The following is a 16586-nucleotide window of genomic DNA, read 5'->3' as shown; positions in this document are numbered from 1 at the left end:
CGGTATTTGCAATATGCTGTCTAAATGGAGGGGTTTCAATGGGGATTTTCAACTTTTTCAAAAACCAATTTATTGAAGTAATCGAATGGCAGGATCAAGATGCCAATACACTAGTTTATCAGTTTCCAGTTCACAATAATGAAATCAAAATGGGCGCAGAACTGACAGTCCGGGAATCACAAGTCGCAATTATGGTGAATGAAGGTGAAATTGCGGACGTATTCACTCCTGGCAGACATATTCTCTATACACAAAACATGCCGATCCTGACGAAGTTAAAGTCTTGGAAATATGGCTTTGATTCACCTTTTAAAGCAGAAGTGTACTTTATCAATACGAAGCAATTTATTAACCAGAAATGGGGTACGTCCAATCCGATTATGATGCGTGACCCGGATTTCGGTATGATCCGTCTTCGCGGCTATGGAATTTATTCATATCGGGTATCTGAGCCAGTTGTGTTCTTACGCGAATTATTCGGTACGAACAGCTCCTATGATACGAATTCTGTTGAAGGTCAGTTGAAGAAAATGATTATTTCGGGGCTATCCGACTTATTTGCAGAGTCCCAAATACCGGCACTCGATTTAGCGATGCATTACGATGAACTAAGCGAACAAGGCAAGCAAAAGATGATGCCGCGTTTCTCTTCATTCGGATTTGACATCACGTCCCTTTATATTGAAAACCTTTCACTTCCTAAAGAGGTCGAACAGGCGATGGATAAACGGACGACAATGGGCGTCCTTGGCGATATGCAGCAATACCAGCAGTATCAGGCGGCAGAAGCAATTCGGGATGTAGCAAAGAACGATTCCAGCGGTTTGGCGGGGGCAGGTATGGGAATGGGCGCAGGTGTTTCAATGGGTCAGGTTATGGCAAATGCGATGGCACCGAATACTCAACCCACACAAACCACTGCCCCTGCAACGAAATCCTGCCCACATTGTCAAGCTACCATTAATGCAGATGCAAAATTTTGCGGTCAATGCGGGAAATCTGTTGAAACTGAAAAAGTCTCATGCGTCAAATGTGAAGCGCAGATTCCGAAAAATGCAAAGTTTTGCAATGAATGCGGTTCCGCGCAAATTACCGAAAAGATCTGTCCAGCGTGCTCACATGCGAACCTACCAAACGCGAAATTTTGCGCTGAGTGCGGTGAGACATTGGACGCGAAGTGAGGGATGAATGTTGACTTCATTAGATGAACAATCATCCACAATCGTTGAAGAAACAGAGAATATCAAGTGTCCTTCTTGCGGTAGTAATACAAAGTTCGATCCAGAGACAGGAGGGTTGAAATGCCCTTCATGCAGTCATGAGATGGCGATTGAAGCTACGAGTAAGCACAATGTCGAGCTGGACTTTAATGCAGCCGGCGACAGTCTTTATCACTTATGGCAAGAAGATAAGCGAGTCTTTTCCTGTGATAGCTGCGGTGCTGAGTCTGTTCTCGATGCAAATGCCATAGCAGACTTCTGTTCATTTTGCGGATCATCGCATATTGCGGTAACTGAAAAAGATGCGGGCATCCAACCAGGGCTCATGATCCCTTTCCACATTTCCAAAGATGAAGCACATGCCAAATTCAAGGAATGGATCAAAGGACATTTCTTTGCACCTTCAAAACTGAAAGTGTCCTATCGTCTTCAAAAAATTTCAGGAGCCTATCTACCCTACTGGACATATGATAGCGAGACCAGTTCCCGTTATGTTGTACGTGTAGGAAATTATTATTACGTTACAGAGACGCGTACCGTTTATGAGGATGGCAAGGCAAAACAAGTGACGGAGCAAGTGCGTAAAATCCGCTGGCATAGGGAGAGCGGGATTTATCGAAAATTTTTCGATGATGTGCTCATAAAAGCCTCTACTAGAGTAGAACCTAAATTACTGCAAAAAGTGCAGCCTTTCCAAATGGCCAGCTTAACGGATTACAAAGTAGAATATATGTCTGGATTTTTGGCGGAACGCTACTCTGTCTCCCTGCAACAAGGATTCACGGAAGCACAGGATTATATGAAACAGCGGATCATCAATGGAATCGAAGGAAGCATTGCGGGTGATATTGTCGAGGTCGTGAATGTCTCGACCGATTACTCGGATATTACATATAAACATGTCTTGCTGCCATTATGGATTTCATCGTTTCAATTCAATCAAAAGGTCTATCAATTTATAGTGAATGGGCAAACAGGTAAAGTATCAGGAAACTATCCTATTAGTATTTTAAAGGTAGTTCTAGTATCGATCAGTGTCTTAGTTGTTTTATTCATCGTCTATCTGTTTATTGACAGCTGACGGCCCATCCGACCTCTGTTTGACATTTCGTTAGGTGCATGACATAATTCAGTGAAAATAAAAACGTACGAGCAGTAAGGATGGATAGAAATGGAGAAAGTTTTATTTGTAGGCGCCGGTTCGATGGCGGAAGCAATTATTGCGGGAATCGTGGAACAGGACGTACTCCCCGGCAAACAAATCTATGTAATGAATCGTTCCGATGCGAATAGGCTATGTGATTTGGAATCTCGTTACGGCATCACGAAAGTATGCGAAGATCGCTCGTTCATGGAAGAAATCGACTTGGTTGTTTTGGCAACGAAACCAAAAGATATTCAGCAAGTCATGGCTGATATACATCCGTTCCTAGCCGACAGCACAGCAATTCTTTCAGTCATTGCGGGAACCTCGATTGACACATTTGAACAAGGTCTTGGTAAACGCCCCATCGCCCGTTCAATGCCGAATACTTCCGCAACGATCGGAAAATCGGCTAGCGGCATCGCATTCAATGACGAAGTTTCTATTGAAATGAAGCAGTCGATCCTTAGCCTGCTCGGTGCGATCGGCATCGTCAAAGTGGTGGAGGAAGATGATCTACATGTGGTGACGGCTCTTTCCGGCAGCGGTCCCGCTTATATTTATTACTTAGTCGAGGCATTGGAAGAAGCTGCTGTTGCAAGAGGTTTGGAAGCTCATGATGCCCGTGAACTAATCGTACAAACACTTGAAGGTGCTGCGGCTATGCTGAAAACAACCGGCGAAGAACCTAGTACGTTACGCACGAATGTTACGAGTCCAGGCGGCACGACAGCTGCCGGATTGCGAGCACTGGAAGATCGTCAATTCAAATCGGTGATTGCAGATTGCATCAACAGCGCGGAGGCAAGATCACGCGAGTTAGGTGCATTAACCTAATAGAAAAACAAGCATCCATCCCCTAAGGCGGGCATGGATGCTTATTTTTTTGTCAGGCAAGTCAACTGGCCGTTCTTCCATTGAAAACGCATGAAATCTTCTGCGATGGACAACTGCGGAAACACCGCTTCGCCTTCAGCAAAAAATGCGGCCATTTCACCTGGCATAAAGCGAGCACTAATATGATTGACAATCAAATTTTTGACATGTGCTTCTTTTGCAATTTGAGCTGCATCGACGATCGTTGAATGACCGTATTCCCGAGCACCTTTTGCATATTCCTTTGTAAATGTGGCCTCATGAATGAGAATGTCTGCATTTTGGGCAAGATCGATGGATGATTGACAATAGGATGTGTCTCCAATCACGGTAATGATAAAGCCATTTTTCCGTTCCGACGTCACGTCTCGGCTGAACACTGTCTTGCCGTTGTCCAGTTCGATATCCTGACCTTCTTTCAAGCGCTGCAACAACGGACCTTTTGGAACCCCTTGTTCAATGGCTCGGTCAATCAATAACGTGCCCGGCAAATCTTTCTGCTCGATCCGATACCCGTAGCTTTTTACGACGTGCTGGACTTCCATTGCATACACTTTAAATTGATCGCTTTCAAAAATCAGTCCATCTGCTACTTCATGGATGTTTAGCTCGTAAGGCAGATGAGTGCCGGTGATTTGATAGGTGTGCTGGAGCCATTCTTTTAACCCAGCCGGACCGTATAAATCGACCGAGGCTTCACCACCTAAAAATGCGCGTGAGCTGAGAAATCCTGGTAAACCAAAAATATGGTCGCCATGCAAATGGGTAATGAAAATTTTCGTGATTTTCCTTGGCTTGATTGCGCTGTAAAGCATTTGGTGCTGGGTTGCCTCACCACAGTCGAATAGCCAGTTTTCTCTATTTTCATCTGTAAGGTCCAGAACAAGTGAGGAAGTGTTTCGCTGTTTGGAAGGCATTCCGGCTCCTGTGCCTAAAAATTCAATATCCATTTAGTCAGGCTCCTTTCTATTTATTTGTCCAACCTTTTTTAATGACTCCCTCTCCGAAGCGGTCGGTTAGGCTGGATACAAGTTGATCCATTTGGTATTCCTTTTCTTGCTGTTCGAAGTTATCGAAGGTTAGTTGCTCGACCATCTCATTTCGTTCGATGAGATTGCCGACAGTGACACCCAGAAGGCGGATAGGTTCATTGTTCCAATGTCTACGAAATAACTCCAAAGCGATTTTTGTAATGTCTTCAGCTAGATAGACAGGCTGATGAATGGTTCGGCTTCTCGTGGTGTTTTGCCAGTCCGCATAGCGGATTTGGATTGAGATGGTGACGCCTGCCAGTGATTTAACAGCTAGCCGGGTCGCCACTTTGGCTGCCAGTCTTTCGAATATAGGAATGCAGTCCTCCATTTCCGTGAGGTCAACGGGTAATGTAGTGGAGCTCCCAATACTTTTGCGTTCATCCGCACGTTCCGGATCGACCGGTCGTGTATCGACTCCATTTGCACATTGCTGCAGGCGCATACCATTCTTTCCTAGAAGTGCTTCTATTTTTAATTTTTCAGCGACCGCAAGTTCCCCGATTGTATGGATACCTGCACTATGCAACTTTTCTTCAGTTCGCTTTCCAATGCCATGCATTTCGAGGACAGGCAACGGCCACAGTTTTCTTGCTACTTCACGCTTCCGCAAAATGGTTATACCCATTGGTTTTTTCATGTCGGAAGCTGTTTTCGCCAAAAATTTATTGGGTGCAATACCGATTGAGCACGGCAAGTCAAGTTCCTGAAAAATACGCATCTGTATTTCGCGGGCGAGTTCATAAGCATGTGTTAAGCCGCCGATTTCTGTCGTATCGATGTACGCCTCGTCAATGGAAACGGGTTCTACCCATTCTGTATAACTACGCAGCACTTCAAAGACAGAATCGGACATTTGGCGATACAGTTCATGGCGCGGCGGTACGATATGTAAATTAGGACAGAGTCGCTTGGCTTCACCTATCGTCATTGTAGTATAGACACCAAAAGCCCTCGCTTCGTACGAACACGTCACTAAAATCCCTCTTCGCTCCTTTGGATTACCTGCCACCGCAAGGGGAATTCCCTTTAATGCCGGATTGGCAGCCTGTTCCACCGAAGCAAAAAAGCTATTCATATCAAGATGCATGATGACTCGTGGATTTGCTGCTATCAGATCCGTCATATGTACACCTTACTTTCACTGAATTCTCTCCCTATAGTATATCAAACATCCAAAGAAATGAAAAAAGGCAAGCCAAATTTAGCTTGCCGCTTTTTCTTAATATGTCGACATTCTATTCATGTGATATTCAATCAATCCGTTTCCGACGATTGGCGCTGTTCGTTCACATATGCAGATATTTCATCCATACCTGCAAGAGAACTGGCCAATAAATTAGGGGCGATGACAGTAATTACACGATTTTCTAAGTTCGCGACTGTCGTGAAGTAAGGTGTTTTGGAATAGGCTTTGAGAGCCGTTGAAGTCAACTTTTCTTCAGGCAGATCCAGTATCTCTTTCGCATCCAGCACGAGTAGTCCCACTTCCAGCTGATCAGTTGCCAGCACAACGACATGAGATTCTTCATCTCGTGCCGTTGGCTTGTGATAAAGAATTTGACTGAAATCTAAAATAGGCACCAATTCCCCACGTGACTTCATCAGACCTAGTAAATAATCGGGTAAATGAGGAATGGGTGTGATGTATTCAAGTTTTTCGATAGAGACGACCGATTCTACTGGTAGCGCGTACTCTTCATTGCCAGTTCGCACAATAACAGTTTGCATAGCTGCACCTTCTTTCATACAGGAGAAGTAAGTTCTTAGTAGTTTTGTTATTCAGCAGTCGTAGCCGCTTGCTCGACAATCTCAAGCAATAATTCCGTCAGCAAATTCAGTTCTTCGATTGGCATGCGCTCATTTTTCGTATGGATCTCTTCATATCCTACAGATAACGTCACTGTCGGAACACCCATTCCGTTAAACACATTGCCATCACTTCCGCCGCCGCTCGTCATGATGTTCGGCTCCCGGCCAATTTTTCGGATCGCCTTCATTGCGACTTGTACGACCGGTTCCTGTTCAGTTAAATTAAAGCCCGGATACATCAGCTCTGTCTTCGTTTCCGCCTGTCCGCCTAACGAGCTGGCAGTCGTTGCAAACTTTTCTGTCATGGAATCAATTTGCTTTTGCATTTTTTCAGGATTAATCGAGCGAACTTCCGAAAGAATGAATGCTTCTTCGCAGACAATATTCGTTGCTTGTCCGCCTTCAAATCGTCCGATATTCGCTGTCGTCTCGTGATCGATTCGTCCAAGTTTCATCCCCGCAATGGATTTAGCCGCAAGTGAAATTGCAGAGATTCCTTTTTCCGGAGCTACGCCTGCATGCGCGGTTTTGCCGTAAATTGTTGTCCATAGTTTTGATTGGTAAGGAGCTGCGGTAACAATTCCGCCAACCTTCCCGTCACTATCAATTGCAAAGCCGTATTTTGCTTTTAATGCGTCGGGATTCATTTCTTTTGCGCCGACCAATCCGCTTTCTTCGCCTGCCGTAATAATGAACTGAATATCGCCATGCGGTTTGTTTTGTTCTTGAAGAACTTTCGCCATTTCAAGAAGTGCTGCAATCCCGGCTTTATCATCTGCACCTAAAATCGTTGTGCCGTCACTGTAGACGTATCCATCATCCTTAACTACCGGCTGGATCTGCTGGCCCGGTACGACCGTATCCATATGACAAGTGAAATAAATCGGGTCTGCTTCAGGAATAGAGCCTTTCAAATTGGCAATTAAATTTCCTGCGCCATGACCTGTTTTTTCACTTGTATCATCTTCCGTCACTTCAAAACCGAGCGCTTCCAACTTCTTCGTCAGGACATCCGCAATTTGTCGTTCATTTTTCGTCTCTGAATCAATTTTCACTAATTCCAAAAATTCATCTAGTAATCGTTGTTTGTTCAAAAGAAAGACTCCCTTATCTTTATTCAGCAAAAGACTCACACCTCTATAGCTGTTGAGATGAATGCTGGTATATTTCCTGTTCAGTGGGTGTCCAAACACCCGCTGAACAAAGATTATACCTCCACAGATTTTGAATTGGGCTTGCACAATTCAAAATCTGGAAGCAATTACGCTAAGGCGTGATTGATTTATAGAGGTATATTGCCGTGCTTTTTCTTCGGACGGTCTTCTGTTTTATTGCGCATCATTTCCAATGCTTGCAATAATTTAATACGTGTTTCACGAGGATCGATGACATCATCAATCATACCATGTGAAGCTGCTACATATGGATTGGCGAACTTTTCACGGTATTCCTCAATTTTCGCTGTACGAGTTGCTTCCGGATCTTCACTTTTCGCAATATCACGCGCAAAAATGATATTTGCCGCACCTTCTGCTCCCATAACCGCTACTTCAGCATTTGGCCAAGCATAGACAACATCTGCACCGATGGACTTGGAGTTCAGTGCGACATAGGCACCGCCGAATGCTTTACGCAAAATCAATGTGATTTTCGGCACGGTTGCTTCAGAATATGCGTAAAGAATCTTCGCTCCGTGACGGATAATCCCCCCATGTTCCTGTTTGATGCCCGGGAAGAAGCCCGTCACATCTTCAAACGTGATCAACGGAATATTGAATGAATCACATGTGCGAATAAAACGTGCGATTTTATCGGAAGAATCGATATCCAGCCCCCCAGCCATGACTTTCGGCTGATTACAAATGAAGCCAACTGTTTCACCTTTCATACGTGCATACCCAACGACCGCATTTTTTGCGAATTCCGGTTGAATTTCAAAGAACGTACCTTCATCCACTACCTGCTCAAGTACTTTACGCACGTCATATGGACGGATCGTCTCGTAAGGTACAACGTCCGCTAAATTCTCGCGGTAATCATCCTGCTCTTCATATGGCTGAACCGGTGTTTTTTCATTATTATTTTGCGGCAGATAGGACAGTAAATCACGCACCTTATTCAGTACGACTTCCTCGTTTTCACCACGCAAGTGTGCATTCCCACTAATTGTGTTATGCACTTTCGCGCCGCCAAGACCTTCTGAAGTAATTTTCTCACCTGTAACGGTTTCAATAACTTTCGGTCCTGTGATAAACATTTGGCTCGTTTGATCTGTCATAATGACGAAATCCGTAATAGCAGGCGAATAAACTGCGCCACCTGCACAAGGCCCTAAAATAACAGAGATTTGTGGAATCACGCCGGAATAAATCGAGTTACGATAGAAAATCTCTCCATATCCATCAAGAGATAATACGCCTTCTTGGATTCGCGCGCCACCCGAATCGTTTAATCCAATGAACGGTGCACCATTCTTAGCTGCCAAATCCATCACATTCGCTATTTTCATTGCATGCATTTCTCCAAGAGCTCCACCGAACACTGTGAAATCTTGTGAGAACAAGTAAATTGGACGGCCGTGGATTTTTGCATATCCTGTTACCACTCCATCCCCAGGCCCTACTTGCTTGTCCATGCCAAAATCACGTGTACGATGGACTACGAATGGGTTTAATTCCACGAAAGATCCTTCGTCCACCAATAGTTCAATTCGTTCCCGCGCTGTCAGCTTGCCTTTTTCATGTTGCTTAATGATTCGCTCGTCCCCGCCGCCCAGCTCAATTTCTCGCTTTTTGTCATACAACTCATTAATTTTATCGTAAATATCCATCCCTTACTCCCCCTTTGTCTTTTCACATAATTCATACAGCACACCATAAGATGATTTCGGATGCAAAAACGCAACTTCCGCTCCGCCAGCACCAGGTTTCGGTTCATCTTGCAGCAGCTGAACCCCTTTTTCATGTAATTCTTTCATTCTAGTGCGAATGTCCGAGACGCCAAATGCAATATGATGTACTCCTTCACCGCGCTTAGCTATAAATTTAGCGATTGGACTGCTTTCCGTCATGGGCTCAAGCAATTCGATTTTCACATTATGCGCATCGATAAAAGCCACTTTGACACCTTGGCTCGCCACTTCTTCAATCGCCATGACTTCCAATCCGAGTGTATGTATGTAGTAGTCCATTGATTCTTCTATATTCTTAACCGCAATCCCGATATGATCTACCTTATTCATAGGACATCTCTCCCCTTGGCAACTTGTAATTGATTCTTTCTATAGAACAGTCATTCTAGTTGTGAAAATCCATGATTCTGTTAAAATAGAGCTAAACCTATTTCAACGTGTAAGGAGTCTTGTTGCGTGAGTAATAAAAAAATTCAAAAAGTAGTTGTCTATATTATGGTGGCGGCTATGGTTGCTTCCACTCTAGTCATGGGCCTCAGTATGTTACTTTAAGCTATAATGACAGTTCGCATGTATACACATGCGAACTGTTTTTATTTTGCAGCTGTTGGACATCCAGCGTTTGTCGAAGCTAAACAGCGCATTCCGCTTTTGTTAGAGTTCTTCACAATACTCTTCGAACTGACTTTGCAAGTTCACGACGACGGACATTGGATCGTGACCTTCAATTTCGAAACGACCTACTTCAGAGACGAGTTTTCCGTCCTTCAATAGTGCGAATGAAGGTGAGGATGGAATATGGTCTTCACCAAAGTGCATACGTGCTTGAGCTGTCGCTTCTTTGTCTTGCCCTGCAAATACGGTTACCAAATGGTCCGGGCGCTTATCATAATGAACCGCATGTGCAGCTGCCGGGCGTGCAATTCCGCCGGCACAGCCGCAAACTGAATTCACCATAACGAGAGTAGTTCCTGGACGATTGAATGCTTCCTCCACTTGTTCAGGTGTTTGCAATTGCTCATAGCCGCTCGCTTCCATCTCAGATCTCGCTTGGCTTGTAATATCATTCATGTAAAAATCAAAGTTCATTGTCATTTTACAATATCCCCCTTCTTGTTACGTATAATTGTGATAGCCGTAACCGTTAAACAACGATTGGCCATCCTCTTCAATCATAGCATATTAGACTAGAAATCAAGAAGTAATCAAGAAGAAAACAATCGATCGATTGCACCGGATACAGTGACTGTACCTTCCAATAATTCTTCTTCCAACCCTTTAACTTGAGTTTTCCGACCTTGTTCCGCAAAAAACGAATCAATCAAATGATCTTTTATCATCGAGTGGAACCAATCTCTTGTTTGAAGTTGGCGTCTAGTTTGCCAATAATCCGTATCGATCATCTCTTGTTGAAACTGCAGAATGGTCTCCCACACTTCCTTCAAACCAGTTCGCTCAATGGAGGAAACCGCCTGGGCAGTGGACGTCCAGCCAGGAGAAGCCGGCTGTAACATGTGTAAAATACGATTGTATTCTCTGACAGTCTTCTTCACAAGCGGCTTATTGCCTCCATCGTTTTTATGGACAACGATGCCATCTGTCAGCTCCATAATCCCTTTTTTCATCCCTTGAAGTTCATCTCCTGCGCCTGTTAACACCAGGAGCAGGAAATAATCGACCATGCCTCGAACGAGCGTTTCACCCTGCCCAACGCCTACCGTTTCAATCAAGATGACATCATAACCCGCAGCTTCACAAAGCAGCATCGTTTCACGTGTTTTCTTATGCACCCCGCCAAGTGTACCAGCGGAAGGAGAAGGCCGAATAAATGCATTTTGATGACGTGCCAGCTCCTCCATACGGGTTTTATCACCTAATATGCTACCGCCGGTCAACGTCGAACTAGGATCAACCGCGAGCACTGCGACTTTATAGCCCATATCGGCAAGCATCAAACCAAAGGCTTCGATAAATGTACTTTTACCTGCACCGGGAACTCCTGTAATGCCAATTCGAATACAATTACCAGTCTTCGGCAACAGTTTTGTCAAAATATCTTGTCCTAATCGCTTATCACTCTGTTTTGTACTTTCCAGCAATGTAATTCCCTTGGCCAAATGCAAGCGTGAACCATTTTCAATTTCCGTGCGTAAAGAATCAAGGTTTGTATCGGTGGGATCTTTCTTAACAAAGCGTTTACGTGAAGAGGCAACAAACCCATCATGTGTCGATTCTATTCCGCGCATCACATGCATTGCTGAATCATCTCGTCCGTTTTGCCTGTTCGTCAATCCATCACTTCCTCATAACCTAACTGTCGGTAGATTTCCTCAATTACTTTTTGAGCCGCCACCGGAATCACCGTACCCGGCCCAAAGATTGCGGAAGCGCCATTCTTACGCAAGAAATCATAATCTTGCGCAGGTATTACCCCACCGACGACGACTAAAATATCTTCGCGCCCGATTTTCTTCAACTCTTCCCGCAATGTCGGCACCAATGTCTTATGACCTGCCGCCAGCGAACTAACTCCGATCACGTGAACATCGTTTTCTGCTGCCTGCAGCGCGGTTTCTTCCGGAGTCTGAAATAAGGGTCCGATATCCACGTCGAATCCTAAATCTGCAAATGAAGATGCAATTACTTTCGCTCCGCGGTCATGTCCATCCTGCCCCATTTTGGCAATCAAGATCCGCGGACGGCGCCCTTCATTTTCAAGAAACTCGTCTGTCATGTCTTTAACTTCCTGAATCTCTTCTTCATTGGAGAAGTTGGAACTGTATACACCACTCACTGAACGGATCACCGCCTTATGTCTGCCCGATACAGATTCAATTGCATCTGAAATTTCACCGATTGTCGCACGCGCCCTCGCTGCATCGACTGCCAATGCCAGCAAGTTGCCTTCTCCACTTTCAGCAGATTGCTTAAGCGCCGACAGTGCAGCTTGGACATCTTGTTCATTACGACTCTCTTTCATTTCGTTAATACGGTCTATTTGCTTTTGGCGCACAAGCGTATTGTCGATATCTAAAATATCGATTGCATCTTCCGTATCGAGTCGGTATTTATTTACGCCTACGATTGTTTCTGCACGCGAATCAATTTTAGCTTGGCGTTTCGCAGCCGCTTCTTCAATCTTCATTTTCGGCAACCCTGTCTCGATTGCTTCTGCCATGCCGCCTAACGACTCGATTTCCTCTATTAAGTCCCAAGCTTTCTCCATCAATTCTTCCGTCAATTTCTCTACATAATAGGAGCCGCCCCACGGATCGATTACTTTTGTCATCATCGTTTCTTCTTGCAAGAACAATTGAGTATTCCGTGCGATTCGTGCAGAGAAGTCTGTCGGCAATGCAATTGCTTCGTCCAGCGCATTCGTATGCAAGGACTGAGTATGGCCCATCGCTGCTGCATTTGCTTCCACTAGCGTACGTGTGACGTTATTGAATGGATCTTGCTCTGTCAAACTCCAACCGGAAGTTTGTGAATGAGTACGCAAAGCAAGCGTTTTCGGGTTTTTCGGATCAAACGACTGCATCATCTGCGCCCAAATTTTGCGTGCCGCTCTCATTTTCGCTATTTCCATGAAGTAGTTCATACCGATCGCCCAGAAAAATGACAATCGCGGAGCAAAGGAATCAATGTCAATTCCTGCCTGCAATCCGGTACGGACATATTCGAGACCATCCGCGAGCGTATAAGCAAGTTCAATATCCGCTGTCGCTCCGGCTTCCTGCATATGATAGCCTGAAATAGAGATGGAGTTAAACTTCGGCATGTTTTGGGAAGTATAAGCGAATATATCTGCGATAATCCGCATGGACATGGCTGGTGGGAAAATATACGTGTTCCGCACCATGTATTCCTTTAAAATATCATTTTGGATAGTTCCTGACAGTTTTTCAGGAGAGACGCCTTGCTCCTCTGCCGCTACGATATAAAATGCCATGATCGGTAATACTGCGCCGTTCATTGTCATCGAGACAGACATTTGATCAAGCGGGATTCCGTCAAACAAAATCTTCATATCTTCAATTGAATCAATCGCAACACCTGCTTTTCCCACATCACCTGTTACACGCGGGTGGTCGGAGTCGTAACCTCGGTGGGTTGCCAAGTCAAAAGCGACAGATAATCCTTTCTGTCCCATTGCGAGATTTCGGCGATAAAAAGCATTACTCTCTTCAGCAGTCGAGAAGCCCGCATATTGTCTAACCGTCCATGGCCGTGCCACATACATCGTTGGATAGGGACCGCGTGTATTCGGTGCGATTCCAGGATAATCGGATAAATGTTCCGTTGATTTAATGTCTTTTGAAGTATAAACCGGCGATACAGCAATTCCTTCATTGGTCGTAAAAGCTTCTTTAGACTGCGTCTGTTGTGACAGCTCATTCAATGATCGTTCAAGATCCACTTTACGAAAATTTGGTTTACTCAACTGAATGACCTCCTTTCTTGATGTCTGCAATTTCATTTAGCTTAGCTATTTTATCTTGACCGGCAAAAATGAAGCCATGCAATCCATTTGCAATCCACTGACCGGAAACTTTTTGATCATATTTTCCAGCAACATCGACGATGCATTCGGCTGATTTTTCTTTCAAGAAGTCTGCAACTATATCTTCTACTTGTGTTGGAGGTGCGCAAATCACTGCGTAATCCGGCCGTTCTTTTTGAATCCAAACGAGCGCTTGGTCGATTGAATCAAAAGAAGGGCTCCATATCGCTTCGATTCCTCCAACTGCCAGAAATCCACTGACAAAGTCCGCACGAGGCTTATAATCTTTCAACGCACCAAAGTTCAGTAAAACGGTCTTTGGCAGTTCCTCTTTTCGGCTCGCACGTAGATTTTCAAATGGCTCAGCCAAGCGTTTGGAAACCGCAATAGCCGGGGAATGATCAAAATTCGCCTCGGTCAATTCCGCATAGACATTCGTTCCGATCAGTGACTTTTTACCGCTAGCTGTCTCTTTTTGCCGATTCGCATACAACACACTAAGTTCGCCAGACTGCAAAAATGATTGATAGCCGCCGCTCTCTTCTATCGCTAAAAATTTGTTCCACGCTTTGCGAATCAAGTCCGCTGTCAATGTCTCGATAAAATACGAACCACCTGCAGGGTCGAGTACTTGATCGATATGCGTCTCTTCCTTCAATATCAACTGGATATTCCGCGCATAGCGATTCGAGCTGGACGAAGTGCCTGTCAGCACGTCATGCGGAAGCACCGTCAACCAATCCGCTCCTCCAAGAACAGCAGCGAACGCGGAATTCCCGCCACGCAATAAATTAACGTATGGGTCGAGTTTCGAATAAGAGCGCAAGGAAGTAATCGCAAGTAATGGGACTTGCTTCGGATCTTCGACTCCGTACGCTTCATTAAATAATTTCCATAACACACGGAAAGCACGGAATTTCGCAATTTCCATAAAGAAATGCGTATCTGTAGCAAAACGGGCATAAAATCCATTTGTAAATTCTTCAAAAGTCGCAGCTTCTTCGGCAAGTTCAGCGGCAATAGCCAGACTTACAGCTAGTTCCGTAACCGCATCGGCTCCTTCATGATGCGCTAACCAGAGATCTGCCCCTTTCGTCTTGATTTCAGAAAATCCTTCTGGCAAAACGCCGATGCTGCTAGTAAAGATACCCTTTACATTTCCACGATCCTGTAAGTCCACAAATGTAAAGGCTTGCAAAATAGGATCCTCTTTTTCAATCTCTGTAAAAAGAATCGGATATTTCGTCAGCAACTCCGCCAACTCCCGCAAATCCTGCTCACGCCAGAACAGAGGCGTTAAACCATTGTAAACGATAGCTTGGTTGCCTCTTTCCAATGATTCTTTTAAATTCAACAGAAACTGCTGCCCATTTTCTGCACTGACAGGTTGCGCGATCGTCCATCCAAAATGAGGCTTCGTAACGCGTGAAACCTTTTGCTGATCCAGATGCTCTTTCGTGTACAGGGGCATCAAATCAATTCCTTCTGCCGTCTTTGTACGTAGCGATTCAAAAGGTTTCCCTTTTAATGATTGCACAGCAGTATGTTCCCAGTCTTCGTAAGAAGGTGCTGTAAATGTGAATGTTTTCATTTTATGTATAGGCATAATGGTGCTCCTTCCCTCTTTTAAACCATCTATGTTTCTAGTGTACCGTAGAGAGCTATATGAAGAAAGAGAAAAATCAGAAGTTTTCTCCTGATTTTCTAAATCATTCCTAAAAAACAACCTTCAGGTGTTAGACTGAAAGTTGTTTTTTCTCAATAAAGTGATGTCGTTTCTTTTGACATATTTTCCAATAACTCTTTTATGCGTGCCAGGAAACGACCGCATACTAAACCATCCAATACACGATGATCTAAAGATAAGCATAAATTGACGATATCACGCACAGCTACCATCCCATTATTCATGACAACTGGCCGCTTAACGATCGTCTCCACTTGCAAAATAGCGGCCTGAGGGTAATTTATAATCCCCATAGACTGTACAGAACCGAACGAACCTGTGTTGTTAACGGTGAATGTGCCGCCTTGCATGTCTTTCGTCTGCAATTTGCCGTTGCGGACTTTCCCTGCCAGTTCATGTATATCACGCGCAAGTGCCTTGATCGTTTTTTCATCTGTTTGTTTGATGACCGGTACATACAAAGCATCATCTGTCGCTACAGCAATCGAGATATTGACATCTTTTTTCATGATGATCTTATCCCCTGCCCACATAGAATTAACGGCAGGGAATTCCTTCAATGCCTGGGAAACAGCTTTGATGAAGAATGCAAAGTAGGTTAAATTAAAGCCTTCTTTTTCTTTAAATTCAGCTTTCACATTTTCTCGCAACAATACCAGGTCTGTTACATCTACTTCCAACATCATCCATGCGTGCGGAGCTTCCGTTACTGAACGAACCATATTTTTGGCGATAGCACGTCGGACACTCGTCACAGGAATCTCGATATCCCCATTTTCGAGTTGAATAGTTGGTGTAATGTCTTGCTCAATTCCGGACTGTCTATCGTTAGAAGAAGCTAATTCTTGCTGTGCCGGCTGTTCTTGTTTGGAAGGAACTTCCGGCTGTTCATACGCGGAATTTCCTCCGCCATCAATGAACGCTAGAATATCTTTCCTCGTAATTCTGCCTTCACGACCTGTTCCTACCACTTGCTTCAGATCAATATCGTGTTCTTGCGACAGTTTTAAGACAGCAGGCGAATATCTTCCAGCCGCTTTCCCTATAGCTGCTGGTTTCGCAGGTTGTTTCTCTTTCGGCTGTTCTGCTCTTTGATCTTCAGCTGGCTGGACATTTTTTTGAACAGATGCTTCGACAACTGGTTTTTGGCCGGTCTCTTCTGCTTCAATCAGACAAACCGTTTCGCCAACTTCTATCGTCTCGCCTTCTTGTGCGACAATTTCAGTGATTTTACCAGCAAATGAAGATGGAATTTCGGCTGTCACTTTATCCGTTGTAACTTCCGCTAATGCATCATATTTGCTAACCGTATCACCGACTCCGACTAACCACTTTTCAATCGTACCTTCTGTCACACTCTCACCGAGCTGTGGCATGGTAATTTTTTCAATCCCCATAACA

Annotated in this window: 15 protein-coding genes; 4 read left to right on the top strand and 11 right to left on the bottom strand. The window is 44.5% G+C overall.

Annotated features, from left to right (window positions below; translation table 11 throughout):
* The first annotated feature begins 38 nt into the window (after nt 1–38).
* The 3 genes from MKY93_RS08550 (at nt 39) to proC (ending at nt 3201) form a co-directional block, all read left to right on the top strand.
* Nucleotides 39–1181, top strand: coding sequence for an SPFH domain-containing protein (locus MKY93_RS08550; RefSeq protein WP_009496750.1), 1143 nt, complete (start codon nt 39–41; stop codon nt 1179–1181).
* A gap of 7 nt (nt 1182–1188) precedes the next feature.
* On the top strand, nt 1189–2301 hold the full coding sequence (locus MKY93_RS08545) for a TFIIB-type zinc ribbon-containing protein (RefSeq protein WP_340758789.1): 1113 nt from the start codon (nt 1189–1191) through the stop codon (nt 2299–2301).
* Between the two features lie 90 nt (nt 2302–2391).
* Nucleotides 2392–3201 (top strand): pyrroline-5-carboxylate reductase, encoded by an 810-nt coding sequence (gene proC, locus MKY93_RS08540; protein WP_078816595.1) that lies wholly within the window; start codon nt 2392–2394, stop codon nt 3199–3201.
* Nucleotides 3202–3242: 41 nt separating this feature from the next.
* Here proC and rnz read toward each other — a convergent pair whose 3' ends face one another.
* From rnz to mce, 6 genes are all read right to left on the bottom strand, one after another.
* A complete protein-coding gene (gene rnz / locus MKY93_RS08535; protein ID WP_078816594.1) occupies nt 3243–4190 on the bottom strand; it encodes a ribonuclease Z in 948 nt (315 codons plus the stop codon).
* A gap of 16 nt (nt 4191–4206) precedes the next feature.
* Nucleotides 4207–5397, bottom strand: a complete 1191-nt coding sequence (locus tag MKY93_RS08530) for a DNA polymerase IV (protein ID WP_078816593.1) — start codon at nt 5395–5397, stop codon at nt 4207–4209.
* 131 nt (nt 5398–5528) lie between these two features.
* Nucleotides 5529–6002 (bottom strand): chemotaxis protein CheW, encoded by a 474-nt coding sequence (locus MKY93_RS08525; protein WP_245799411.1) that lies wholly within the window; start codon nt 6000–6002, stop codon nt 5529–5531.
* Nucleotides 6003–6049: 47 nt separating this feature from the next.
* Nucleotides 6050–7177, bottom strand: a complete 1128-nt coding sequence (locus tag MKY93_RS08520; RefSeq protein ID WP_340758788.1) for a M20/M25/M40 family metallo-hydrolase — start codon at nt 7175–7177, stop codon at nt 6050–6052.
* Nucleotides 7178–7365: 188 nt separating this feature from the next.
* On the bottom strand, nt 7366–8913 hold the full coding sequence (locus MKY93_RS08515) for an acyl-CoA carboxylase subunit beta (protein ID WP_009496765.1): 1548 nt from the start codon (nt 8911–8913) through the stop codon (nt 7366–7368).
* A 3-nt stretch (nt 8914–8916) separates the two neighbouring features.
* Entirely contained in the window at nt 8917–9324 is a 408-nt protein-coding gene (mce, locus tag MKY93_RS08510) for a methylmalonyl-CoA epimerase (RefSeq protein ID WP_078816591.1), read from the bottom strand.
* Nucleotides 9325–9450: 126 nt separating this feature from the next.
* On the opposite strand from mce, the gene prli42 reads away from it, so the two are divergent.
* The gene (prli42, locus tag MKY93_RS08505) at nt 9451–9546 is read left to right on the top strand and encodes a stressosome-associated protein Prli42 (RefSeq protein WP_150103610.1); all 96 of its coding nucleotides are present in this window, start codon (nt 9451–9453) and stop codon (nt 9544–9546) included.
* Nucleotides 9547–9648: 102 nt separating this feature from the next.
* Here prli42 and MKY93_RS08500 read toward each other — a convergent pair whose 3' ends face one another.
* From MKY93_RS08500 to MKY93_RS08480, 5 genes are all read right to left on the bottom strand, one after another.
* Nucleotides 9649–10089, bottom strand: coding sequence for a BrxA/BrxB family bacilliredoxin (locus MKY93_RS08500; protein WP_009496767.1), 441 nt, complete (start codon nt 10087–10089; stop codon nt 9649–9651).
* A 110-nt stretch (nt 10090–10199) separates the two neighbouring features.
* Complete coding sequence (gene meaB, locus MKY93_RS08495) at nt 10200–11249, bottom strand: methylmalonyl Co-A mutase-associated GTPase MeaB (protein WP_009496768.1); 1050 nt, start codon at nt 11247–11249, stop codon at nt 10200–10202.
* Nucleotides 11250–11281: 32 nt separating this feature from the next.
* Complete coding sequence (scpA, locus tag MKY93_RS08490; RefSeq protein ID WP_340758787.1) at nt 11282–13438, bottom strand: methylmalonyl-CoA mutase; 2157 nt, start codon at nt 13436–13438, stop codon at nt 11282–11284.
* Nucleotides 13431–15089 (bottom strand): methylmalonyl-CoA mutase family protein, encoded by a 1659-nt coding sequence (locus MKY93_RS08485; protein ID WP_340758786.1) that lies wholly within the window; start codon nt 15087–15089, stop codon nt 13431–13433. Before MKY93_RS08485 ends, scpA begins: the two co-directional genes overlap by 8 nt.
* A 167-nt stretch (nt 15090–15256) precedes the next feature.
* The gene (locus tag MKY93_RS08480; protein WP_009496771.1) at nt 15257–16582 is read right to left on the bottom strand and encodes a dihydrolipoamide acetyltransferase family protein; all 1326 of its coding nucleotides are present in this window, start codon (nt 16580–16582) and stop codon (nt 15257–15259) included.
* Nucleotides 16583–16586: the final 4 nt, after the last annotated feature.

Source organism: Sporosarcina sp. FSL W7-1283 (assembly GCF_038003105.1).
Taxonomy (GTDB): domain Bacteria; phylum Bacillota; class Bacilli; order Bacillales_A; family Planococcaceae; genus Sporosarcina; species Sporosarcina newyorkensis.
Note: the sequence above shows the minus strand (reverse complement) of the source record. Positions and strands in the feature narration are given on the sequence as shown.

Excerpts from the sequence above, each read along its gene's own strand:
- MKY93_RS08480 (WP_009496771.1), bottom strand. The coding sequence starts at position 16,582 with ATGGGGATTGAAAAAATTACCATGCCACAGCTCGGTGAGAGTGTGACA.
- MKY93_RS08550 (WP_009496750.1), top strand. The coding sequence starts at position 39 with ATGGGGATTTTCAACTTTTTCAAAAACCAATTTATTGAAGTAATCGAA.
- MKY93_RS08500 (WP_009496767.1), bottom strand. The coding sequence starts at position 10,089 with ATGACAATGAACTTTGATTTTTACATGAATGATATTACAAGCCAAGCG.
- MKY93_RS08485 (WP_340758786.1), bottom strand. The coding sequence starts at position 15,089 with ATGAAAACATTCACATTTACAGCACCTTCTTACGAAGACTGGGAACAT.
- MKY93_RS08530 (WP_078816593.1), bottom strand. The coding sequence starts at position 5,397 with ATGACGGATCTGATAGCAGCAAATCCACGAGTCATCATGCATCTTGAT.
- meaB (WP_009496768.1), bottom strand. The coding sequence starts at position 11,249 with ATGCATGTGATGCGCGGAATAGAATCGACACATGATGGGTTTGTTGCC.
- MKY93_RS08515 (WP_009496765.1), bottom strand. The coding sequence starts at position 8,913 with ATGGATATTTACGATAAAATTAATGAGTTGTATGACAAAAAGCGAGAA.
- mce (WP_078816591.1), bottom strand. The coding sequence starts at position 9,324 with ATGAATAAGGTAGATCATATCGGGATTGCGGTTAAGAATATAGAAGAA.
- proC (WP_078816595.1), top strand. The coding sequence starts at position 2,392 with ATGGAGAAAGTTTTATTTGTAGGCGCCGGTTCGATGGCGGAAGCAATT.
- MKY93_RS08525 (WP_245799411.1), bottom strand. The coding sequence starts at position 6,002 with ATGCAAACTGTTATTGTGCGAACTGGCAATGAAGAGTACGCGCTACCA.
- MKY93_RS08545 (WP_340758789.1), top strand. The coding sequence starts at position 1,189 with ATGTTGACTTCATTAGATGAACAATCATCCACAATCGTTGAAGAAACA.
- rnz (WP_078816594.1), bottom strand. The coding sequence starts at position 4,190 with ATGGATATTGAATTTTTAGGCACAGGAGCCGGAATGCCTTCCAAACAG.